Source organism: Ureibacillus chungkukjangi (assembly GCF_003217295.1).
Classification (GTDB): Bacteria; Bacillota; Bacilli; order Bacillales_A; family Planococcaceae; genus Ureibacillus; species Ureibacillus chungkukjangi.
In genome coordinates this window covers 133,038-154,747 of sequence record NZ_QJTJ01000003.1, presented here as the reverse complement: position 1 = coordinate 154,747, position 21,710 = coordinate 133,038, and the positions used below count along the sequence as shown (strand labels likewise).

Sequence of the window (21,710 nt, the reverse complement as noted above, 5' to 3'; positions counted from 1 at the left end):
AATTGTTTTAATAGATCAAGAGCTCTAAAAAGTTTTCGCTCAGGTTTATTTATCGTATTTTAATGTGGCCAACATGGATTTTAAAATATAGGCCCTTAACTCGTCTCTAACAGGTAATTGTAATCGGAGTGTGGACCTATCGATTGCTGCGAGCATCAGTTTTGCCTCGCGCTTTGAGATTACTTGCTCATCGATTAAACGATAAATAATATCTTCGGCCATTGCTTGAGTAGCACCATGATTAATTTGACTAATCATATCGTCCAACAAATCAATTCTTGAATGTGCTTTTACACGTAAGATTCGGATATATCCACCGCCTCCTCGTTTACTCTCAACAAGATAACCTCTTTCAGCAGTAAATCGGGTATTGATTACATAGTTAATTTGAGAGGGGACGCACTGAAACTTATCCGCTAGCTCACTTCGTTTGATCTCAATATGTCCTTGACCACCTAATTCGATAACCTGTTTCAAATAACCTTCAATGATGTCAGATATATTTCTCATTTCTTCCTCACCCCAATCATTACTGACTTTGACTATCTTTGACTATATTATATAAACATTAAAATCAAAATGCAAATCAAATGCCCACTAAAAAAAAACGGTTTTTGTGTTGAATATGTACAAAAAATAAAGAGGTAATCTCTGCTAAACTTGAGACCACCTCTTTAAATTTCCTTCATATTAAAGGAGCTTTATTTTGAGAAATAGCCCAAAATTTACTTTTGGTTCATCTCTCAGTATGTTATTTCTTTTTCTAATCTAAACCCTATTTTTTACAATTCACAACTTAAACCCAGCGTCCTACAATCGGGTAATTCCATTTTTCTTCGTTTAACGCTTTAATAATACCGATAATCGGCACCACAATTGTCATGATTACAAAGATAATAACGAATGGTATCCCAATTAATATGAAGCTTAAGAAACTAGATATTCCTATTAAGAGCCACATCACAACTTGGAACAGTAGTGCTTGAATAGAAATTCGCTTAATTTCTTCCTCAGAGCTTATTAACCAAAATAAAATTGGGACTAGCATCGGAGCAAAAAATGCACTTGCATGTATAATTACTTTTCCCCATTTAGTTTCCATCTATTTATCAGCCTTTCTTTTATCATTTAAATTTTTTGTATACTACTTTTACGGTTGAAGCGCAAAATAGTTTCACCTTACATTACCCTCTTTCATAAATACTTATGAAGAAAAAGAAAAAATCCGCAAGTATATTGGATACTTACGGACCTGATTATTTGGAAGTTTTCTTCTTTGTATTCACCGGCTTTGGATCAGGCTTTTCTTCCTCATCATGCGGGAATAGGATATAAGCAATCATCCCCGAGAATAATGTAGCGATTACTACAAGCATCACACCATCTCTTGTTGAAACCTCTTGAAAATAATTCCTTAGCATTAAAGTTGCCCCAACAGCTACAACCACCATTGATGGAATGACAAATTTAAAACGGCGTTTGTCCATCTTATTACGTCCTTTACTTATAATGTCTATCTCTTGCATGAATAATATCTTATTCTCTAAACATCTCGTATTTTACATGGGAACTATCTAAAATACAAACGGAGGTATATAGAATTATCATAATAATAATATTTTCTACAATAACCTCACATCTATATAGTATTTACAATCCTATTTAATGTATCATAGATATAAAGTATCATTCTTATAAAATAGTAGAACGGAGAAATGTAATGTCTATTTTCAAAAAAAATCTACAAAAACGAAATTCCCATTATTTCGAAGTAGAAAAGTACATAAACGATGTCCAATTAAATCTATCAAATTACCCAGTTCTTCAGAATCAAATTCAATTGATTAATTTAACAAAGGAAGACTTAGCTATATTAAAGCAATTAAAGCCTTTAACAGAACAGTTTATCCCTGAAATGGTTAACCAATTTTATGACGCACTGATGAAAAGCAAGCATTTAATGGGCATCATCGATCAGCACTCAAAGATTGAACGGCTGAAGGTAACTTTAACAAGACATTTATCTGAAATTTTCGAAAGTAAAATCAATGACGATTATGTAAAGCAGAGAAAGACAATTGCTGAAACTCACGTACGTATAGGCTTAGAATCTGAGTGGTATTTAAGCTCATTCCAATCATTGACGACTACTTTTATTAATTTTATCAGCGACCTAGATATTTCAAAAAATGATTCGCTAAAAGCTATCAACGCATTTTCAAAGATTATTAACCTTGAACAGCAGCTTGTTATTCAAGCCTATGAGGCTGAGCAGCAACGTATCCGTATGCAGGACGAGGCGATTAAAAACTCATTAATTACTACTGTTCAAAATACAGCTGAAGAGTTAAATGCTATTAGCCAAGAAACGGCTGCCTCTTTATATGGCATCTCTTCTCAGTCAGGCAGTATCGCTACTGCCACAAATCAAGGATTAGATTTTGTAGCTGATACTGAGGATAAGTCTAGATTAGGGAAAAATCAATTAGAAACGCAAACGCAATTAATGCATGTTATTTTAGAAAGTGTTTCTATGCTCGAGAAGTCTATGAATAATTTGCGTACTTCATCTCAAAAAATTTCAGAGATTGTTGCCCTTGTAACAGGCATTGCCGATCAAACAAATTTATTGGCATTAAATGCATCGATTGAGGCTGCTCGTGCTGGGGAGCATGGAAAGGGCTTTGCTGTTGTAGCAGAGGAAGTAAGAAAACTAGCAGAAGAAACGAAAAGTGCTGTTCAAAACGTTTCTCGTTTAATCCATGAAACCGAGACAAATATTGGGCATATGACTACCTCTGTCAGCAATGTAGATGATCAGGTACAAAGAAGTGTACAAACTCAGCAAAGTTTAGAGGAGTCCTTCAATTCTATTGCAAAAGCCGTTTCTGGCATCAAAGCACAGTACACAAACACAACAACAGACATCACAAAAATCTCAAAATTAATTAGTGAGTTAACAGATAGTGCCACACAGGTGTCTTCTTCTTCAGACTCCCTATTAAATGTTGTTCACGAGTTAACAGAGTAGAAAATATAAAAGGAACCTTCCCAAAAGCCTCGACTTTTGAGAAGGTTCTATTTTTATTCAAGGTTTTCTAATAGCCTTCTACGTTCCTTTGTATTTAGCCTTTTAGCTTGTCGCAATTCTCTCCGTGTGGATCCCGTTTCAAAAAGCTGACGTTCTCGCTCAGTCTCCGGGTATACCTTTGGAACCTGTACAGGTCTTCCAGACTCATCGACTGCAACCATCGTGACAAATGATTCTGTAGTAAGTCTCAGTTCACCAGTTTTCAAGTTCCTCGCCATTACACGGACATACACTTCCATAGACGATCTTCCTGTAGAAGTAACCATCGCTTCTAATTCTAAAATATTCCCTACGTATGCCGGTGAGATAAAATCTACTGAATCAAAGGATGCTGTAACGACCTCAGACTTGGCATGCTTCATAGAGGTGATGGCTGCAATCTCATCAATATAAGCTAAAACTTTTCCGCCAAAAATTGAATTATGATGATTTGTATCTGGCGGTAATATAAGGTGTGTCTGAAAGGAACGAGAATAACTTATCGGCACTTCATTTGTCATATAGACCTCCACTACTACTTCACTTCGGTAATAACATTATTTAAACTGGTTGAAATATGCAAGAGTTAAATTTAAATTGGTGCCATTTTAGCTGACAGTTCACAACTTCTAGATTCCTTTAGATTGTCGTTTTAATCGTAATGAACTTCAAATCAGTCATCTCTTCTATTGCATATTTAATGCCTTCTCTTCCGTAGCCACTATTTTTTACACCACCATATGGCATGTTATCAACACGGAACGTTGGAATATCATTAATCACAACAGTACCAGCCTCAATATTATCAGCCGCCTTCATAGCATCTGTTAAAACATTGGTATATATCCCTGCGTTTAAGCCAAGCTCTGACGCATTAACTAAGGAAATGGCTTCATCTAATGTTGGATAGGGTACAAGCGACACAATCGGTGCAAAGGTTTCCTGGCAGACTACCTTCATATTTGGTTTTACATTTACCATAACTGTTGGTTGTAAAGTTCTATCAGTATATTCCGCACCAATTGCTACTTCTGCCCCCTGTTCTTTCGCCTCTTCCACCCATTGCTTGATACGTTCGACTTCTTTTGGGTGAATCATTGCACTTACATCTGTTGTGGGGTCAAGCGGATCACCTAATTTAAGCTTTCTTGTTTCTTCTACAAAGGCTTTCGCGAAATCTTCATAAATCGATTCGTGCACATAAATTCTTTGTAGTGAAATACAAACCTGTCCAGCATATCCAAATGCACCAGCAACGCAGCGTGAAACAATTTTATCGATTGGTGTACTTGGCTCTACAATAACTGCAGCATTTGAACCTAATTCTAATGTAATTTTACGCAATCCCACTTTTTCTTTAATCTTCAATCCAACGGCTCCACTACCTGTAAAGGTTACTTTTTTAACAAGTGGATGGGTTACAAGTGTATCGCTTAACTCTCCACCAGAGCCTGTTACGATTTGTAGCACTCCATCTGGTAAACCTGCTTCCTTAAATACTTCTGCCATAACAATAGAAGTTAATGGTGTTTGGGTAGCAGGCTTTAGCACTACCGTATTCCCAACTGCAATTGCTGGTCCTAATTTATGAGCTACTAGGTTAAAAGGAAAGTTAAATGGTGTAATGGCAGATACAACACCGATTGGCACTCTTTTCGTATAGCCAATCCGATCTTTAGTTCCTGGAGCTGCATCTAAAGGAACCGTTTCTCCCGTTGATTGTTTGGCCGCTTCTGCCGAGAACTGATACGTCGCAATTGTTCGGTCAATCTCAGTTAAGCTGGCAGACAGTGGCTTACCTGCTTCCATCGCTAAAATACGCGCAAATTCCTCTTTGCGATTACGCATAATCTCTACTACTTTATATAATATTTCTGCTCTTTCATAAGCAGTTGTTGTTTTAAATGATTGAAATGCTTGATGTGCTCCTTCAATTGCACGTTCCACATCTTCAGTTGAAGCCTTCGCTACTCGTGCAATAACTTCCCCAGAATAAGGTGCCGTTAATGAATAACTTTTTTTGGCATCTTCCCAATTTCCATTAATCCATAATTTTGTTTCTTTCATTGAAATCGACCTCCTCTAGCCTTCTATTTTATTGTATCACTGATATCCAAATCTCACTCTTATGTAGGTTTGACTAGTTAAATAAATCAATTACATCTGCTATTCCTGTTGGAATATTTGGACCTAGATCTAATATAAAGTCAGCAATATCAAATAGATTAAGGATGCTTGTGAGCGCCGTAATATCAATTAAATTATTTACTTCCACAAATTCTTGAACAATCTTTTGAATAGCTACAACTAACGCATAATCCTTCGCATTTTTGAAAACCTTCTGTTCAATTAATTGATTATGTAAAGAAACAATATTGTTCATTTTCGTTCCATCCGTTGCAGCTAGTGCTAATACTCCCAAGTATGGATAATGAAGCTTCTTCACATTCACCCCTTGTTCTATTAATCCTTCTCTAAGCTTTACAACATCTTCCAATAACATTTTATTATAATCTTCACTATAGACTGTCATGATTTGGGCTAACGCTTGTAAATGATTGCCCATTGTAAATTTGTTACTTCTTAAATTTCTATAGTATTTTATAATTGTATCTGCCTGTACCTTTGGCCGCACATCTTGATTAGCCGTTAAAAACACCGCATATGGAATATCTTCCTTGGAGGTTAAAAACCGTTGATTTCGGTTCATTTCATCAAACAATTGCTTTGCTCTTTTTGCATGCTCCAAACAATTGCTTGGGTCTAAAAATAATGCACCTACTATTCTATTTGTGGTCTTTTTAAAATGAACTTGCGCCAATGTCCGGTCATTAGCAATAATCCTATTAAGTTCCTTATCCCTATCTACCTGTTGCATGAGGTGAAAGGCTAGCTTGTAGCTTGTACTGGACTCCAGTCTTACCGATAATGCCTTATCTCCACCATCTTGAGTTTCTTCTATTATTTTTTGTAAAACGACTCCACTAAATTGTTTTTGTGCAAGCGTATATTTTCCAGCAATAGAAATCATCAGCTTAATATCGTGCCCCCCGGTATAATTGAAAAGACGATTATAATTGTCTTGAAATGCTTTTATAAATTGCTCATTATTCATCTCTACACTTCCTAACCTATCAACTTCTTTTCTTGGGAAATAATTTATAACTATCTGATACATTTATGGAATGGAAAAAAGGTTTCCTGCCAGAATATTCTAGCAAAAAACCTTTCATCTTTATACAAGCCCCGCTAATTCTTCCGATGTAAAAGCTCTCGATCTAGTAAGGAAACGTTTTCCCTCGACACCCTCTAAAGAAAACATTCCTCCACGACCATCTACTACATCAATGATCAGCTGTGTATGCTTCCAATAATCGAACTGGCTTTTGTGCATATAAAACTTGGCTCCACCAATTTCACCAAGTAGAATATCGGCATTCCCGATGATTAAGTCTCCTTCTGGATAACACATCGGAGAAGAACCATCACAGCAGCCACCCGATTGATGGAACATAATTGGACCGTGTTTTTTCTTTAAACTATCAATCAATTCAAGTGCGGCATCAGTAGCACTTACTCGTTCAACCACATAAGCCCCCCTTTATAAAAGAATTAGAAGAATCCAAGCTTATTTGGACTATAGCTTACTAATAGGTTTTTCGTTTGTTGATAGTGTTCTAGCATCATTTTATGGTTTTCGCGACCTACACCAGACATTTTATAACCACCAAAGGCAGCATGTGCTGGGTATGCGTGGTAGCAGTTCGTCCATACACGCCCAGCTTCAATTCCACGACCGAAGCGGTAAGCTGTGTTCATATCACGTGTCCATACACCAGCGCCTAAGCCATAAAGCGTGTCATTTGCAATCTCTAACGCTTCTTCTTTTGTTTTGAACGTAGTAACAGCTACAACTGGTCCAAAAATTTCTTCTTGGAAGATACGCATGCTGTTATCTCCTTTAAATACAGTTGGTTGAACATAGTAACCATCTGCAAGGTCGCCCTCTAAAGCATTGCGATCTCCACCAGCCAGTACCTGTGCACCCTCTTGTTTACCGATATCTAAATAAGATAGGATTTTTTCCAATTGCTCTGATGAAGCCTGTGCACCCATCATTGTACTTGGGTCTAATGGATTTCCTGTCTTAATCGCTTCTACTCGTTTTAATGCACGCTCAATAAATTTCTCGTAAATAGACTCTTGAATTAGTGCACGTGAAGGACAAGTACATACTTCCCCTTGATTTAGGGCAAATAATACGAAGCCTTCAATTGCTTTATCCAAAAACTCATCATCTGCATCCATGATATCCTCAAAGAAGATATTTGGTGATTTTCCACCTAACTCTAAAGTTACAGGAATAATATTTTGTGATGCATATTGCATAATTAAACGACCAGTAGTTGTTTCCCCTGTAAAGGCGATTTTGCCAATTCGTGGATTAGAAGCAAGTGGTTTACCAGCCTCCAAACCAAATCCATTCACAATATTCACAACACCAGGTGGTAAAAGATCTTCAATTAGCTCCATCAATACCATAATTGAAGTTGGTGTTTGCTCTGCTGGCTTTAATACCACACAGTTTCCTGCAGCAAGTGCAGGTGCTAATTTCCAAACAGCCATAAGGAGTGGGAAATTCCAAGGAATGATTTGTCCTACTACACCAATTGGCTCGTGGAAGTGGTAAGCAACCGTATCATTATCAATTTGACTTAGTCCGCCTTCTTGTGCACGAATTGCCCCTGCAAAATATCGGAAGTGATCAATAGCAAGTGGTAAGTCAGCATTTAAAGTTTCACGAACCGCCTTCCCATTTTCCCAAGTTTCCGCGACAGCTAGCTTTTCTAAATTTTCTTCAATTCGATCAGCAATTTTATTTAAGATATTTGCACGCTCAGCAACAGATGTTTGCCCCCAAGCTTCTTTAGCTGCATGTGCTGCATCCAGTGCTAATTCAACATCTTCCTCAGTTGAACGAGCAACTTCTGTAAATACCTTCCCTGTAACTGGAGTCACATTCTCAAAATATTGACCCCCAACAGGTGGTGTCCATTTTCCACCGATATAATTGTCATACTTATCCTTAAAATTTACTACTGCCCCTTCTGTGTTCGGAAATGCGTAAGCCATTGTTAATACTGACATAATTATAGTCTCCCCTTTTCAACTATTAGTCTTCCAATACCTTTGCACCGCAGTACCCCATTCTAAAAGGTATTTAGTAATATATATTGTTTAAATTACAAAAATATATCTAATTTATTCCATTTTTTAAGAAAAAGTTTTCGACAAATACTATAAATTTAGTAGCATCGAAGGAAAACATGATATAGCGTCAGTAGGAATGTTTCTGCTATTTGTAGTCAACAATAGTGGAGGCATTGAAATTGGTTATTGTATACTGGATTTAACTAAAGGTTAATAGGAGAATTTATGAGAATTAATAAATTTTTAAGTGAAACAGGCGTTACTTCACGCCGTGGTGCAGATAAATGGATTGAGGACGGTCGTATCACCATCAATGGAGAGCTTGCTACGGTCGGTAGTCAGGTAAACGAAGGTGATGTCGTTTGTGTAGATGGTAAGCCCGTAAAAAAAGAGGAAGAGCTTGTCTATATCGTATTAAATAAACCTATCGGCATTACAAGTACAACTGAAAGACATATTAAAGGCAATGTAGTTGATTTTGTTGGGCATTCTAAACGGATTTTCCACATCGGCAGGCTAGATAAAGAATCTGAAGGGTTACTTCTTTTGACGAATGACGGGGATATCGTCAATGAAATTTTGCGCGCAGAAAATCACCACGAAAAAGAATATGTGGTTCAGGTGGACCAACCTATTTCTGAGCAATTTTTAAAGAAAATGGCTTCAGGTGTAGAGATTTTAGATACTAAAACCTTACCGTGCAAGGTTGAAAAGGTTTCATCTCATGTCTTTAAAATTGTTCTGGAGCAAGGACTAAATCGTCAAATTCGTCGCATGTGTTCAGCTCTTGGCTACTCAGTAAAAAGACTGCAACGCATTCGTATTATGAACATTCACTTAGGCAATCTAAAGGTCGGCCAGTGGAGAGACTTAACACCGAAGGAAAAGGCCGAGCTATTCACACTATTAAAGTATCAGCCGAAAAATTAATAAAAAGGGAAGCCCTCAAAGCTTCCCTTTTCTTATAAGCCTCCAAGGTAGGCTGCTTTTACTTGTTCACTTTCTTGAAGCTCCTTCGCTGTGCCAGAAAGTACGATTTTCCCTGTTTCGATAACATAAGCCCGGTTCGCAATAGATAGTGCCATGTTGGCATTTTGTTCTACTAGCAAAACCGTTGTACCTTGCTCATTCACCATTTTAATAATCTCAAAAATTCGCTTTACGATTAACGGTGCTAGCCCCATGGATGGCTCATCTAATAATAACAGCTTCGGTTTTGCCATTAATGCACGTCCCATTGCAAGCATTTGCTGTTCCCCACCAGATAATGTACCGGATGGCTGTTTACGACGTTCACCCAATATCGGAAACAAATCATAGACATTTGCCATGTCCTTTTTAACCCCATCTCGATCATGGCGTAAATACGCACCTAGCTCCAGGTTTTCCTCTACAGACATCGTTGAAAATACACGTCTACCTTCTGGAACATGTGAAATACCATTTTTCACAATGGTTTGTGCGGCTTTACCACCAATTTGCTGGGATTGATACAAAACCTCACCCTTTTTAGGCTTCAAAAGTCCGGATAACGTTTTTAAAAGCGTTGATTTTCCTGCTCCATTTGCACCGATTAATGTAACGATCTCACCTTCATTTACTTCCAAGGAGACATCTTTTAATGCATGAATGTTTCCATAAAATACATCGATGTTATTTACTTTTAGCATTAATCAGTCACCTCCTCACCAAGATATGCTTCGATTACCTTTGGATTATTTCGAATCTCTTCTGCTGTCCCATCCGCAATCAGCTGACCATGGTCAAGTACATAAATACGTTCACAAATCCCCATAACTAGATGCATATCATGCTCAATCAATAAAATCGTTAAGTTAAACTCTTTTCGGATAAAGGCGATTAACTCCATCAAATCATGCGTCTCTTGAGGATTCATCCCTGCTGCTGGCTCATCCAATAATAAGAGCTTTGGTTTTGCTGCTAGGGCACGGGCAATTTCTAGACGACGCTGCATCCCGTACGGAAGGTTTTTGGCCATTTCATCCTTGTAGACATCTAAACCAAAAATCTTTAAAAACTCAATGGATTCTTGTTCCATTTTCGCTTCTCCACTAAAGTGACTTGGTAAACGAAGAATGGAAGAGACAATGGAATGCTTGGCAATATTGTGGTTGGCAACCTTAACATTATCTAATACTGACAAATCCTTAAATAAACGGATATTTTGGAATGTACGACTCATGCCTTGCTTTGTTACCTGATATGGCTTTAGCCCTTTCAAATTTCTACCGGCAAAGGTAATTGCGCCAACTGTAGGCTGGTATACACCTGTTATCATATTAAAAGTCGTTGTTTTTCCAGCGCCGTTTGGACCGATTAAACCAACCAATTCTCCTTGGTTTAAATACATGTTTACATTTTGAACAGCCTTTAAGCCTCCAAATTGAATGCCGACATTTTCTGCTTTAAGAAGAAGGTTACTTGTCATGGCTTAGTACCTCCTTTTTTTCCAAATTTAAATAAAGACGTAATCTCTTTTGTTCCCATTAAACCTGTTGGACGGTAAAGCATCACTAGAATTAATACAAGCGAATAGATAATCATGCGAGTCTCTGGGAAGTTTGCTAAAAACGCAGTTACCATTGTTAAAAAAATAGCTGCAATCACTGATCCAGAAAGACTTCCTAATCCACCTAACACAACATAAATCAAAATATCAAAGGATTTTAAGAAGTTAAACGTTGTCGGCTGGATAATGAAAAAGTTATGTGCATAAATTGCCCCTGCAAGTCCTGCAAACAACGAACCAATTGTGAAAGCAACAACTTTATAATAAGTTGTATTGATTCCCATAGCGTCAGCCGCTATTTCATCCTCACGAATGGAAATTGCACCACGACCATGTCTTGAGTTTGTAAAGTTAGAAATTACGATAATTGTAATTACAACACCAGCAAAAGCATACGTCCATGTCGTCATATTCGTAACCACCATACCAGCTGCTCCACCAACATAATCCACGTTCAAGAAGATAATGCGAATGATTTCAGCAAATCCAAGAGTAGCAATTGCTAGATAGTCCCCTTTAAGACGTAATGTTGGTAGCCCTACTAGTAAACCAGCTAAAGCTGCAACTCCCGCTCCCAATGCTAGACCTACAGGGAGTGGTAAACCTAATTTCATAGTGGCTATTGCACTAAAATATGCCCCTACTGCCATAAAACCAGCATGTCCTATTGAAAATTGTCCCGTAATCCCGATGACAATATGTAAACTTACAGCAAGCATAATGTTAATACACATTTGCACTAAAATATTTTGATAGTATAAATCTATTATTCCACTAGAGATTAATCCTTGAACGACTGCATAGATTACTAGCGCTAAAGCAGAAAATACCCAAAACGCCTTTGACTTTTTCATATCCCGCTTCACCTACACTTTCTCTCGAGTATTTTTTCCGAATATACCCGATGGTTTCAAGATTAAGATTAAAATTAAAATAACGAAGGCAGCTGCATCGCGCCATAAAGAAAAACCTAATGCACTTACAACAGTTTCTACTACACCTAAAGAAAGACCCCCAACCATAGCTCCTGGAATACTGCCAATACCACCAAATACCGCAGCAATAAATGCTTTTAGACCCGGTAATACCCCCATTAAAGGTTCAATTCTTGTATAGTAAACACCGAAGATAACACCAGCTGCTCCAGCTAAGGCCGAACCAATAGCAAATGTTGCAGAAATTGTATTATCTACATTGATACCCATTAAACGGGCTGCGTCTGGATCTAGTGATACTGCACGCATCGCTTTTCCGATTTTTGTTTTATGAACGATAAATTGCAATAAAATCATTAGTACAACTGTTACTGCTAAAATTAGAATAGAAATCGAACTAATACTCACACCAAAAATATCAATATATGTTTTTGGCAGCACCTCTGGATACGCTTCTGGAGAGGCCCCTCTGAAGAATATCACCGTATATTCAATCAATAATGAAACACCGATTGCCGTAATAAGAGCCGCAATTCGCGTTGCATTCCGCAGCCTTTTATAAGCAACTCGCTCTATGATTACCCCGATAATTGCACAGAGTACCATGGATATAATAAGGGCTGGGAAGAACCCGATATCCCATCTTGCAATTGCATAAAACCCAATAAATGCCCCTAGCATAAATACGTCACCATGTGCAAAGTTAATCAGCTTAATGATTCCGTATACCATCGTATAGCCCAACGCAATCAAAGCATAAATACTTCCAAGCGATATACCATTTACTAGCTGTTGTATCCATTCCATGAGCTCTCACTCCTTTTTTCTTTCAATTCTTTTAGATGCTTTAATAGATTTTAAAATTGTAAAAAGGGAGGCTAATCTCGCCCCCCTCACTCGTTCCATTCGTTTAAACGTAAATTTACGGATTAACTTTAGAGTTGAACACTTGATTACCGTCTACGTATTCTAGAACTGTTGCGGATTTAACTGGGTTGTGTTTTTCGTCAACTGAGAATGTACCTGTAATTAAACTTAAATCTTGTGTTTCAGCTAAAGCTTTTTGAATCGCTTCGCCATCTGTAGAGCCTGCACGTTCGATAGCATCCTTAATGTAGTAAACTGTGTCATAACCAAGTGCATGGAATGCGTTTGGCGATTCACTGTATTTTCCTTTAAATGCTTCAACAAATCCTTGAATTGTTTCTTCTGGATCCTGTGAAGAATAGTGATTTGTAATGAATGTATTATTTAGTGCTTCTGCACCAGCAAGTTCTACTAATGTTGGAGAGTCCCAACCATCAGCCCCCATTAAAGGCGCTTCAATGCCTAATTCACGGGCTTGTTTAACAATTAACCCTACTTCTTCATAGTATCCAGGAATAAAGATGAAATCTGGATTTGCTGATTTGATACGAGTTAATGTTGATTTAAAGTCAGTATCATCTGCTACGTAAGCTTCTTCCGCTACTACCGTTCCGCCATTCGCTTCAATTTGTTCTTTAAATGACTTCGCTAACCCCTTAGCATAATCAGATGCATTATCCGCATAGATTGCTACATTTTTTGCTCCTAATTCGTTAGATGCAAAGTTTGCTGCAACAATCCCTTGGAATGGGTCAATGAAGCAAGTACGGAATACGAAATCGTTCAATGTTCCGTCTTCATTTTCAGTTACATTTGGAGCTGTTCCAGATGCAGTAACTGTCGGGATTTTATATTGATTAGCAATTTGAGCTGTTGCAATAACGTTCCCTGAAGTTGCTGGAGCAATCATTGCCGTAACCTTATCTTGTGTTGCAAGCTTAATCGCTGCATTTGTCGCTTCAGAGTTTTCTGATTTGTTATCTACTTTAACTAATTGAATTTGTTTTCCATCGATACCACCAGCAGCATTGATTTCTTCAACTGCTAATTCCGCTCCGTTTGCAATAGATGATCCATAAGAAGCTACTGCACCGGAAAGTTCTAAGTTTGCACCGATTTTAATTACATCGCTAGTAGTATCACTAGATGAGCCTCCACCAGCTGTTGACGTCCCCTCAGAATTACAGCCTGCTAACGCCCCCATGATTAATGATGATGCTAAAAATACTGATGCAAATCTCTTTAATGTTTTCTTCTCTGCCATTTTGTTTTCCTCCCGAAAATAAGTTACATAGATTCTTAAGTTTTAATAATTATAATATTCAGACTACTTAACATCAATAGGTAATCTAAATATTCTGAAATTAATAGTTATAAAAATATATATCTTCAATCAATTGACTTTATGATTGTAAAACATTCTTTATATTTAGTCTAGTGTGATTTTTTAGTAAATTTAGATAACTAAATATTAATGCTGTGATTATATAACATTTTAGTAGATAGTTTCTAACTCCCTCAACACTATAAAAAGCTATCTTACAAATATAAAAGTTTAAATTAAACATTATTATTGGAGAGCATTTTCCTTTTACCTCTATCTAACAATATAAGATAGAGAAATTCAAATGTATGTAATTTCATCACTAATATTCTTTATTAAACAAACAGCAGCAAAAGAACCTAAATCAAAAAAACTGACCAGAATATCACATTCTTAAGTCAGCTTTGCGCTCATCCTCTATGAAGGATGCTTTTTGACGGGAAGCAAATGGCAACGGTTGTTCCACAATCCTTTAAGCTTTCATATTTTATAGAACCATTGTATTTTTTTACTATATTATTACAAATCATTACACCGAGGCCAGTTCCTTTTGTCTTCAATGAATAAAAAGGTGTCCCTAATAAGGTCATTTGTTCTTCTGACATACCAACGCCATCATCAATTACTTTTATTTCAATCTTTTCATTCTTTAACTTTTTTGCTGTTATCAATATAGTTCCACCGGCCTTTGATGCTTCTATTGCATTTTTTACAACATTCACCAGCAATTGATGCAGCTCCATTTTATTTATTTCAATGTAACTACCAGCTTCGACTACTACTTCAATTTTATTTTCATTTAAAATCCCATAGGATTGTAGTAGCTCAGCCACACTGTTAATAGCTCTTTCTATGTCTACACTCTCAGTATTTTGGTCCATTGTCGGCCTGGATAATGATAATAATTGGGAGATTACCTGTTCAGCACTATCTAGCTCATCTATTAAAAGAGGTAAACTTTTTTTCATAGATTCATCTAAAGTTTTATCTTGTTCGTAAAGCTGTAAATACCCTTTAACCACTGTTAATGGGTTTCTAATCTCGTGTGCCACAGCAGCTGCTAACTCACCTGTTGTTTTTAATCGTTCTGAATGCTTTACCTGTTCATAATATAATTGCATTTTCGTGATACGATCTGAGGTAAAATGAAAAATGAAATATATAAATACCTGACTGCCTACAAAAGTGACAATATTTCCGATTGGGTCACTTGTCACATTCGGATAGAGACTTGTTTTTCCATTATTAACGAGAAAAATAACCGTAGCTACTATAAGAATTTGATTGATAAAAAGAGAAGCATAAAAGAGCTTCTTATCAAAAAATATAATAGAAATAGTTGGTATAAAGTAAATCAATAATATGGTAGACCCTGTTTCTGGGTAAATTAAAAATAATGTATAAAATAATAGAGTAGCCATTATTACGATTAACCATCGTATAATTCCTTTTTTATACTTCGGGTAAATTAATAAGCAACTTGCAAACAGGAATGCAAATAGGAGGTGGAAATAATATCCGATATTATCCTCCCCATAGAGTGGATTTTTTACAACTAATCCCGTAGTCATAATCCCTATCAAAAGATATATAATTATATAATACTTTTTCGTACTAAATTTCGTTATAATTTCTTTCATATATTTTCAAATTAACCCTTCCTTGTTACTCACTCACTTAAGTTCTTTCTTCCTATGACAATTGTACCTTTATAAATTATTTACTACAATTAACTTTTTTCTATCATTTTTTTGCAATTCCCCTCATAGGATTAAATTTATTAGAATTTAATTTTTAAGGAGGAGGGGTACGATGAAGAAAATAGAGTGGAAAATATCCATTAAGCTTTTCCCGACTGTCTTACAATGGTTTCTGAATTTTTGCCTTGTTATTTTAGCCTTCATTCTATCATTCCTTCTACTAAAAGAAATAGTAGAATTTTTTAAGATATTATTATTAAGGGATAGTAGTGATTACACGCTTTTCCTTGCTAATATTCTTCTCTTCTTCTTATACTTCGAATTTATAACGATGATTGTTAAATATTTTAAAGATGATTATCATTTTCCTCTTCGTTATTTTCTCTACATCGGTATTACTGCGATGGTTCGCTTGATTATCGTTGATCATGAGCATCCTCTAGATACTTTGATTTTTTCGCTAGTTATTTTAATTTTAATTATTTGTTATTTCATCATTAACCTTACACCTCTTGAAAGACCAAAGCGTTCTCAGCTTTTTAATAAAAATGAAGAAAATTAAATTCAAAAAAGCCCCTTCCACCTAGCTTCTTCGCCTTTTGAAATCCTATTTCCTATCAATATAGATTCCCATATTTTTCATAAGTGCATACACTAATGAAAAAACGGAGGATTTTACGTCTTATGTATAATGGCTATCCCTATTATTACGCGCAATACTTCCCTACGAATACAAACCAAATCAATATGAACACACCTAATAATCCAGCAACACCTCAGTTTGTTCAAAGAAATCCACAGCAAAAACCAAGTGTTCAGCAGCTTATGCAAACTATTCCCAGTCAGCATGGAAATCTGTACACACAGCTACAGCAGGCTGGTGTAAACAGACAGTTAATTGAAACGTTCTTTTTTTATGTAGTGAACTTTACAAGAAACCAAGCTAATATTAATCGACCTGCTAGTCAAGTTTACACACAGTTCCAAAGGGAAACACCTTGGTTTAATACCTTAGTACGTCAAATGAATCTACCTTTAAGCACCCTCGATAGAATTCTAACAAGAGTGATTGAGATTGCTCTAAACATCCTTAGAGGAGGTCAGCCGAGCCCTGGTCCAGCCCCGGCTCCGACACCTACACCAACTCCTACACCCACTCCTGGTCAGGGCTGGGCTAATTGGGAAAGCCTTGGGGGTACAATCGTTGATGCACCTGCTGCTTCATCTTGGGGACCAAACCGCCTAGATGTTTTTGCTAGAGGAACTGATAATGCCCTTTACCATATTTGGTGGGACGGTAGCCAATGGAGTAGCTGGGAAAACCTTGGGGGTGGCTTAACTTCAGCACCAGCCGCTGTTTCTTGGGGCGCAAATCGTATTGATGTCTTTGTTAGAGGTACCGATAACGCCCTTTACCACAAATGGTGGGACGGTAGCCAATGGAGCGATTGGGAGAATCTTGGGGGTACATTAACAAGCGGTCCTGCTGTTTCCTCACGTCGTTCCAACCAATTAGATGTATTTGTTAGAGGAACTGGCAATCGACTGTATAAAAGAACGTGGAACGGATCTACCTGGGAAGAATGGGAAGATCTTGGCGGAAACTTAAACTCTGAACCAGCAGCCGTTTCGTGGGGACCAAACCGTATTGATGTCTTTGCGAGAGGACAAAACAATGATTTAATCCACAAATGGTGGAGCGGCACTACTTGGAGTGATTGGGAGAGCCTTGGGGGTACATTAACAAGTGCACCAACTGTTTCTTCACGCCGCGCAAATCACCTGGACGTCTTTTCAAGAGGAACAGGGAATCGTCTATATAAACGCACATGGAATGGTTCTCGTTGGGATAGCTGGGAATCCATCGGCGGCACTCTTACAAGTTCACCCGCTGCAGTTTCTTGGGGAGCTAACCGAACAGATGTATTTGCAAAAGGACAAAATAACGATTTAATTCACACATGGCAAGGGCAATAATCAGTAGCTCTTCTAATTTGTAAATGAGATATCACCAGAGCTAGATGGAGAAGGACCACTTCCTCATCTGGCTTTTTTTTATAAACCAGCCATATCAAAAATCCGTTTCAAAAGGACTCATCCTTTTGAAACGGATTTTCTAAATAAGTGCTATAAGCATTCCACCTACAACGCCCGTAATCACAATTATCCATGGGGCAAGCTTCCAATAAGTCAGCATACTGAATAATACAACTGCAAAAACAAAATCAATTGGGTCAATGATTGCTGAAGTGAAAATTGGGTCATAAAGAGCTGAAATCAAGATCCCTACTACCGCCGCATTCATTCCCATGAAGGCACCTTTCATTTTGCCGTTTCGGCGTAAGGCATTCCAGAAGGGTAGAGCACCGAAAACTAATAAAAATGCCGGTAAAAAGATTGCTACTGTTGCAAGAAGACCGCCTAGCCATCCATCCATAGTAGCGCCGATATAAGCCGCAAAGGTAAACATTGGTCCTGGTACTGCTTGAGTTGCCCCATAACCAGCTAAAAAGGCTTCTTCACTAATTAAGCCTGTCGGAACAAACTCCCGCTCTAATAACGGTAAAACAACGTGTCCCCCGCCAAAGACTAGCGCTCCTGCACGATAAAAGCTATCGAACATCGCCACTAAACGCGAGGACGTAACCTCCCTTAGAATCGGAAGGATAATCAATAGACCAAAAAATAACGTAAGACAAATAACTCCTAATTTCTTTGTTATCGGGAAGATAAGGTTAGATACATTTCCTTCGTTTACCTGTCTAAAAAGGAAGTACCCCAATACCCCTGCGAGCAATATAATTCCGACTTGAGCAAAGGCAGTCTGCCATAACAGAACGACGGCGATTGCAAAAATCGCAATGGCTTTTCGCGATAAATCAGGCGTTAAATTTTTGGCCATCCCTAAAATCGCATGAGCTACTACCGCAACGGCCACAATCTTCAGTCCATGTATCCATCCTGCATTACTTACATCTAGGCCCTGTACGAGCAATGCAAAAATAATTAATGCGATGACGGATGGCATTGTGAAGCCTAAAAACGAGATAATACCACCTAAAATACCACCTCTCATCACACCAATTCCAATACCTACCTGACTACTTGCTGGACCCGGCAGGAACTGACATAATGCCACTAGCTCGGCATAGGTTTTTTCATCGAGCCATTTTTTTCTTCGAATGTACTCCTCATGAAAATAGCCTAAATGTGCAGTCGGCCCTCCAAAGGAAGTGAAGCCTAATTTAGTTGATACTTTCAATATTTCAAACAAAGTTTTTAAAGAATTTGATCTTTCATTTGAATTCATAGTGATAGTTTATAGCTCCTCTTTTTTCATAAATCTTATCAAAGAAGAAATTTGTAAACAGCAATCTATTGGTATCTTTACAAAACTTTAAATTATAGCGGTATAACAATTCTCTTTCTTCTTATTTAATAGGAAAAGGAAGAGAAATCCAATGCTTACGAATTCTCTTCCTCCATTACTTATTAAACTTTTTTAATTTTCTCTACTTCCGCCACTTCTTCGATTTTTAAATCCTCCGTCACGTCCTCCATAACATCCTTAGTTGAAGTTTTAAATTCCCTTAGTGTATCACCAACCGCTCTTCCTAACTGTGGTAATTTTGATGGTCCAAAAATAATTAAAGCCAGGACCAGAATAATTATTAAACCTGGTACACCAATACTCGCCATTTTAATGCCCTCCATTTCTTTTTAAAAATTTTAAGTTAACTCTCCATTTTCGGAATAAGATAGCTCTCTTTCCTTTCGCTTCTTTTCAGCCCAGCTAGAAACACTAATACTAATTTCAAATAGAAGTAAAAGCGGAACAATGATAACAAAATCTGAAATGAAATCTGGTGGAGAAATCGAGACGCCCACAATGATTAAGATAAAGTAAGCAACCTTTCGCATTTTACGAAGCTTATCCGGCGTAACGACCCCTATGTTTGTTAAAAACAAAATCACTACTGGCAGCTCAAATACGAGCCCAACTGGAATGGTCAGATTAAAAAGCAATGAAAAGTATTGCTGAATTCCATAGGTTTCAATCGCGCCAATCGATACATTCACATTGGATAAAAAATTAAGCATTAAAGGAAACAATATAAAATAGCTAAAACTAATTCCTAACAAAAATAAGAAAAAGGAAATAGGAATATAAAAAATTGTTCCCTTTGCTTCCCTCTCGCTTAGTCCTGGCTTCACAAATAACCAAATCTGCCATAATGCTATAGGAAGCGTGATCAATATCCCTAAAATCAGGGCACACTTCACATAAATCATTAAGCCATCTGTGTAGCCGAATAGATTCCAATCTACACCCTGTGCTGTAGGCTGATCCTTAATGAAATTTAATGTTTTTGGCGCAAACCAAAAACCAACCAGCAGCGATAAAACTAAAGTAACAGCTACGATTATTACCCTTTTCCTTAATTCCTCTAAGTGTTCAACGAGCGTTAATTCATGTTCTTCCTTCATTTTTATCACCTTATTTTCTAATTAAGCCCAATTGTTTTTTATATTGTCTGCAGAAAAGTAAAAGTTATTCTAAATAAAATTGTTAAAAAATATATATATTTTCGAGCTAATTCGTCAAAATACTTAATAAGAATTTGACCAACATAGGGAATCATAGTAATATTTCTCTCATAATTCAAAAAGAATAGGTGTTTAAATTTGTCGAATTTATTTAGAAAAAAACAGATTGGTGATTTATTAAACAAGAGAGAAGGATCCGGGCTAAAGCAATCTTTAGGCGCATTTGATTTAATCATGCTAGGTGTTGGAGCTATCGTAGGAACAGGGATTTTCATTCTTCCTGGAACCGTTGCTGCCACACATTCCGGTCCCGCTATTGTCTTCTCTTTTATCATTGCAGCTTTTGTTTGTGCTTTAGCTGGAATGTGTTACTCTGAGTTCTCATCTGCTATCCCCGTAACCGGTAGTGCTTATACATATGGATACATTGTATTTGGTGAGATTATCGCGTGGCTTGTAGGCTGGGCACTCGTACTAGAATACGGTTTAGCCTCTGCATCCGTTGCAACAGGCTGGTCATCTTATTTAATCTCTTTATTGGAAGGGCTAAATATTACGATTCCACACAGCCTGTCTGGACCATTTGATCCTGCAGGTGGCACATATATTAACCTACCGGCAGTACTTATCGTTTTAGCCATTTCTTATTTACTTTCACGAGGAATGCAGGAATCGGCGAAAATCAATAAAATTATGGTTTTTGTTAAAGTAGGAGTCATTTTGCTCTTTATCGTAGTTGGAGTCTTCTATGTGAAGCCAGATAATTGGCAACCATTCATGCCCTTTGGATTTGATGGTGTCTTAGCAGGTGCAGCATTAGTATTCTTTGCTTTCTTAGGGTTCGATGCTGTCTCTGCTGCTGCAGAAGAGGTAAAGAATCCACAGAGAAACTTACCAATTGGGATCATTGGTTCATTATTAGTTTGTTCTTTGCTTTACATTACTATTTCCTTAGTGATGACTGGGATCGCTCCTTATACAGACTTAAATGTTAGTAACCCTGTGAGCTTTGTTATTCAACTAGTTGGTCAAGACTGGATCGCTGGGGTAATTTCCTTAGGTGCAGTTACAGGAATGATGACAGTAATTCTTGTAATGTTATATGGAGGATCTAGACTTCTTTTTGCCATCGCTCGAGATGGTCTGCTTCCAAAAGTATTATATAAAGTAAATCCTAAGAGCCAAAGTCCTGTCTTTAACACATGGATTTTCGGAGTAGCTGTAGCCTTTTGTGCAGGATTTATTCCTTTAAGTAAGCTAGCTGAGCTAGTAAATATGGGAACTTTAATTGCCTTTATGATTGTTTCGATTGGAATTCTCTTCTTAAGAAAAAATAAAGATATTCCAGCTGGCGGCTTTAAGGTACCACTGTTCCCTGTGCTTCCGATTTTATCGTTCTTTGCTTGTCTATTTTTAATCACTCAATTATCTGTTGATACATGGATTGCTTGTGGTATCTGGTTCGTAATTGGGCTAATTTTCTACTTTATCTATGGACGAAAAAACAGTAAATTAAATCATTAAG

22 protein-coding genes are annotated in these 21,710 nt (G+C 37.3%); 5 read left to right on the top strand and 17 right to left on the bottom strand.

Annotation, left to right across the window (positions count from 1 at the left end):
- Positions 1-45: 45 nt before the first annotated feature.
- The 3 genes from BJ095_RS04125 to BJ095_RS04115 form a co-directional block, all read right to left on the bottom strand.
- Positions 46-510 carry a CtsR family transcriptional regulator gene (locus BJ095_RS04125; RefSeq protein WP_107932237.1) on the bottom strand — a complete coding sequence of 155 codons (465 nt, stop codon included), beginning with the start codon at positions 508-510 and terminating at the stop codon, positions 46-48.
- A gap of 286 nt (positions 511-796) precedes the next feature.
- Positions 797-1,102, bottom strand: coding sequence for a DUF4870 domain-containing protein (locus BJ095_RS04120; protein ID WP_107932235.1), 306 nt, complete (start codon positions 1,100-1,102; stop codon positions 797-799).
- A 154-nt stretch (positions 1,103-1,256) separates the two neighbouring features.
- Positions 1,257-1,526: a hypothetical protein gene (locus tag BJ095_RS04115; protein ID WP_146223195.1), complete on the bottom strand. Its 270-nt coding sequence runs from the start codon at positions 1,524-1,526 to the stop codon at positions 1,257-1,259.
- Between the two features lie 194 nt (positions 1,527-1,720).
- Between BJ095_RS04115 and BJ095_RS19445 the strand changes: the two genes are divergently transcribed.
- A complete protein-coding gene (locus BJ095_RS19445) occupies positions 1,721-3,031 on the top strand; it encodes a globin-coupled sensor protein (RefSeq protein WP_107932231.1) in 1,311 nt (436 codons plus the stop codon).
- Positions 3,032-3,084: 53 nt separating this feature from the next.
- Here the strand turns inward: BJ095_RS19445 and BJ095_RS04105 are convergent, their stop codons facing one another.
- From BJ095_RS04105 to adh, 5 genes are all read right to left on the bottom strand, one after another.
- Positions 3,085-3,591, bottom strand: a complete 507-nt coding sequence (locus BJ095_RS04105) for an acyl-CoA thioesterase (protein ID WP_107932229.1) — start codon at positions 3,589-3,591, stop codon at positions 3,085-3,087.
- A gap of 118 nt (positions 3,592-3,709) precedes the next feature.
- Positions 3,710-5,137: an aldehyde dehydrogenase family protein gene (locus BJ095_RS04100; protein ID WP_107932227.1), complete on the bottom strand. Its 1,428-nt coding sequence runs from the start codon at positions 5,135-5,137 to the stop codon at positions 3,710-3,712.
- Positions 5,138-5,210: 73 nt separating this feature from the next.
- A complete protein-coding gene (locus tag BJ095_RS04095) occupies positions 5,211-6,185 on the bottom strand; it encodes a DUF4003 family protein (RefSeq protein ID WP_181417958.1) in 975 nt (324 codons plus the stop codon).
- A gap of 120 nt (positions 6,186-6,305) precedes the next feature.
- Complete coding sequence (locus BJ095_RS04090) at positions 6,306-6,659, bottom strand: DUF779 domain-containing protein (protein ID WP_107932223.1); 354 nt, start codon at positions 6,657-6,659, stop codon at positions 6,306-6,308.
- A 23-nt stretch (positions 6,660-6,682) separates the two neighbouring features.
- On the bottom strand, positions 6,683-8,203 hold the full coding sequence (gene adh, locus BJ095_RS04085; protein WP_107932414.1) for an aldehyde dehydrogenase: 1,521 nt from the start codon (positions 8,201-8,203) through the stop codon (positions 6,683-6,685).
- 303 nt (positions 8,204-8,506) lie between these two features.
- Here adh and rluF point away from each other — a divergent pair, with 303 nt between their 5' ends.
- Entirely contained in the window at positions 8,507-9,211 is a 705-nt protein-coding gene (gene rluF / locus BJ095_RS04080; RefSeq protein ID WP_107932221.1) for a 23S rRNA pseudouridine(2604) synthase RluF, read from the top strand.
- A 32-nt stretch (positions 9,212-9,243) separates the two neighbouring features.
- Here the strand turns inward: rluF and BJ095_RS04075 are convergent, their stop codons facing one another.
- From BJ095_RS04075 to BJ095_RS04050, 6 genes are all read right to left on the bottom strand, one after another.
- Entirely contained in the window at positions 9,244-9,951 is a 708-nt protein-coding gene (locus BJ095_RS04075) for an ABC transporter ATP-binding protein (RefSeq protein WP_107932220.1), read from the bottom strand.
- Positions 9,951-10,730, bottom strand: a complete 780-nt coding sequence (locus BJ095_RS04070) for an ABC transporter ATP-binding protein (RefSeq protein WP_107932218.1) — start codon at positions 10,728-10,730, stop codon at positions 9,951-9,953. The genes BJ095_RS04075 and BJ095_RS04070 overlap by 1 nt, the downstream gene beginning before the upstream one ends.
- Positions 10,727-11,665, bottom strand: a complete 939-nt coding sequence (locus BJ095_RS04065) for a branched-chain amino acid ABC transporter permease (RefSeq protein ID WP_107932216.1) — start codon at positions 11,663-11,665, stop codon at positions 10,727-10,729. The genes BJ095_RS04070 and BJ095_RS04065 overlap by 4 nt, the downstream gene beginning before the upstream one ends.
- Positions 11,666-11,677: 12 nt before the next feature.
- Positions 11,678-12,553, bottom strand: a complete 876-nt coding sequence (locus BJ095_RS04060) for a branched-chain amino acid ABC transporter permease (RefSeq protein WP_107932214.1) — start codon at positions 12,551-12,553, stop codon at positions 11,678-11,680.
- A gap of 115 nt (positions 12,554-12,668) precedes the next feature.
- Positions 12,669-13,877, bottom strand: coding sequence for an ABC transporter substrate-binding protein (locus BJ095_RS04055; protein ID WP_107932212.1), 1,209 nt, complete (start codon positions 13,875-13,877; stop codon positions 12,669-12,671).
- A gap of 470 nt (positions 13,878-14,347) precedes the next feature.
- Complete coding sequence (locus BJ095_RS04050) at positions 14,348-15,358, bottom strand: ATP-binding protein (protein WP_235867568.1); 1,011 nt, start codon at positions 15,356-15,358, stop codon at positions 14,348-14,350.
- 391 nt (positions 15,359-15,749) lie between these two features.
- Here BJ095_RS04050 and psiE point away from each other — a divergent pair, with 391 nt between their 5' ends.
- Together psiE and BJ095_RS04040 are read left to right on the top strand one after the other, a co-directional pair.
- The gene (gene psiE / locus BJ095_RS04045; protein WP_107932208.1) at positions 15,750-16,199 is read left to right on the top strand and encodes a phosphate-starvation-inducible protein PsiE; all 450 of its coding nucleotides are present in this window, start codon (positions 15,750-15,752) and stop codon (positions 16,197-16,199) included.
- Between the two features lie 95 nt (positions 16,200-16,294).
- Positions 16,295-17,614: a DUF346 domain-containing protein gene (locus BJ095_RS04040; RefSeq protein ID WP_235867567.1), complete on the top strand. Its 1,320-nt coding sequence runs from the start codon at positions 16,295-16,297 to the stop codon at positions 17,612-17,614.
- A gap of 139 nt (positions 17,615-17,753) precedes the next feature.
- Here the strand turns inward: BJ095_RS04040 and chrA are convergent, their stop codons facing one another.
- From chrA to tatC, 3 genes are all read right to left on the bottom strand, one after another.
- A complete protein-coding gene (chrA, locus tag BJ095_RS04035; protein ID WP_107932206.1) occupies positions 17,754-18,947 on the bottom strand; it encodes a chromate efflux transporter in 1,194 nt (397 codons plus the stop codon).
- 182 nt (positions 18,948-19,129) lie between these two features.
- Positions 19,130-19,336, bottom strand: a complete 207-nt coding sequence (gene tatA, locus BJ095_RS04030; RefSeq protein WP_107932204.1) for a twin-arginine translocase TatA/TatE family subunit — start codon at positions 19,334-19,336, stop codon at positions 19,130-19,132.
- A gap of 30 nt (positions 19,337-19,366) precedes the next feature.
- Entirely contained in the window at positions 19,367-20,125 is a 759-nt protein-coding gene (tatC, locus tag BJ095_RS04025) for a twin-arginine translocase subunit TatC (RefSeq protein ID WP_107932202.1), read from the bottom strand.
- A 198-nt stretch (positions 20,126-20,323) separates the two neighbouring features.
- Between tatC and BJ095_RS04020 the strand changes: the two genes are divergently transcribed.
- Positions 20,324-21,709: an amino acid permease gene (locus tag BJ095_RS04020; RefSeq protein ID WP_107932200.1), complete on the top strand. Its 1,386-nt coding sequence runs from the start codon at positions 20,324-20,326 to the stop codon at positions 21,707-21,709.
- The last annotated feature ends 1 nt before the right edge of the window (position 21,710 follow it).

Bases quoted from the DNA above. Each gene is read 5' to 3' on its own strand.
- BJ095_RS19445 (WP_107932231.1), top strand. From the start codon at position 1,721: ATGTCTATTTTCAAAAAAAATCTACAAAAACGAAATTCCCATTATTTC.
- BJ095_RS04055 (WP_107932212.1), bottom strand. From the start codon at position 13,877: ATGGCAGAGAAGAAAACATTAAAGAGATTTGCATCAGTATTTTTAGCA.
- BJ095_RS04050 (WP_235867568.1), bottom strand. From the start codon at position 15,358: ATGGCTACTCTATTATTTTATACATTATTTTTAATTTACCCAGAAACA.
- BJ095_RS04060 (WP_107932214.1), bottom strand. From the start codon at position 12,553: ATGGAATGGATACAACAGCTAGTAAATGGTATATCGCTTGGAAGTATT.
- BJ095_RS04075 (WP_107932220.1), bottom strand. From the start codon at position 9,951: ATGCTAAAAGTAAATAACATCGATGTATTTTATGGAAACATTCATGCA.
- BJ095_RS04115 (WP_146223195.1), bottom strand. From the start codon at position 1,526: ATGCAAGAGATAGACATTATAAGTAAAGGACGTAATAAGATGGACAAA.
- adh (WP_107932414.1), bottom strand. From the start codon at position 8,203: ATGGCTTACGCATTTCCGAACACAGAAGGGGCAGTAGTAAATTTTAAG.
- BJ095_RS04040 (WP_235867567.1), top strand. From the start codon at position 16,295: ATGAAAAAACGGAGGATTTTACGTCTTATGTATAATGGCTATCCCTAT.
- chrA (WP_107932206.1), bottom strand. From the start codon at position 18,947: ATGAATTCAAATGAAAGATCAAATTCTTTAAAAACTTTGTTTGAAATA.
- BJ095_RS04105 (WP_107932229.1), bottom strand. From the start codon at position 3,591: ATGACAAATGAAGTGCCGATAAGTTATTCTCGTTCCTTTCAGACACAC.
- BJ095_RS04120 (WP_107932235.1), bottom strand. From the start codon at position 1,102: ATGGAAACTAAATGGGGAAAAGTAATTATACATGCAAGTGCATTTTTT.
- rluF (WP_107932221.1), top strand. From the start codon at position 8,507: ATGAGAATTAATAAATTTTTAAGTGAAACAGGCGTTACTTCACGCCGT.
- BJ095_RS04065 (WP_107932216.1), bottom strand. From the start codon at position 11,665: ATGAAAAAGTCAAAGGCGTTTTGGGTATTTTCTGCTTTAGCGCTAGTA.
- BJ095_RS04100 (WP_107932227.1), bottom strand. From the start codon at position 5,137: ATGAAAGAAACAAAATTATGGATTAATGGAAATTGGGAAGATGCCAAA.
- BJ095_RS04125 (WP_107932237.1), bottom strand. From the start codon at position 510: ATGAGAAATATATCTGACATCATTGAAGGTTATTTGAAACAGGTTATC.
- psiE (WP_107932208.1), top strand. From the start codon at position 15,750: ATGAAGAAAATAGAGTGGAAAATATCCATTAAGCTTTTCCCGACTGTC.
- tatA (WP_107932204.1), bottom strand. From the start codon at position 19,336: ATGGCGAGTATTGGTGTACCAGGTTTAATAATTATTCTGGTCCTGGCT.
- tatC (WP_107932202.1), bottom strand. From the start codon at position 20,125: ATGAAGGAAGAACATGAATTAACGCTCGTTGAACACTTAGAGGAATTA.
- BJ095_RS04070 (WP_107932218.1), bottom strand. From the start codon at position 10,730: ATGACAAGTAACCTTCTTCTTAAAGCAGAAAATGTCGGCATTCAATTT.
- BJ095_RS04095 (WP_181417958.1), bottom strand. From the start codon at position 6,185: ATGAATAATGAGCAATTTATAAAAGCATTTCAAGACAATTATAATCGT.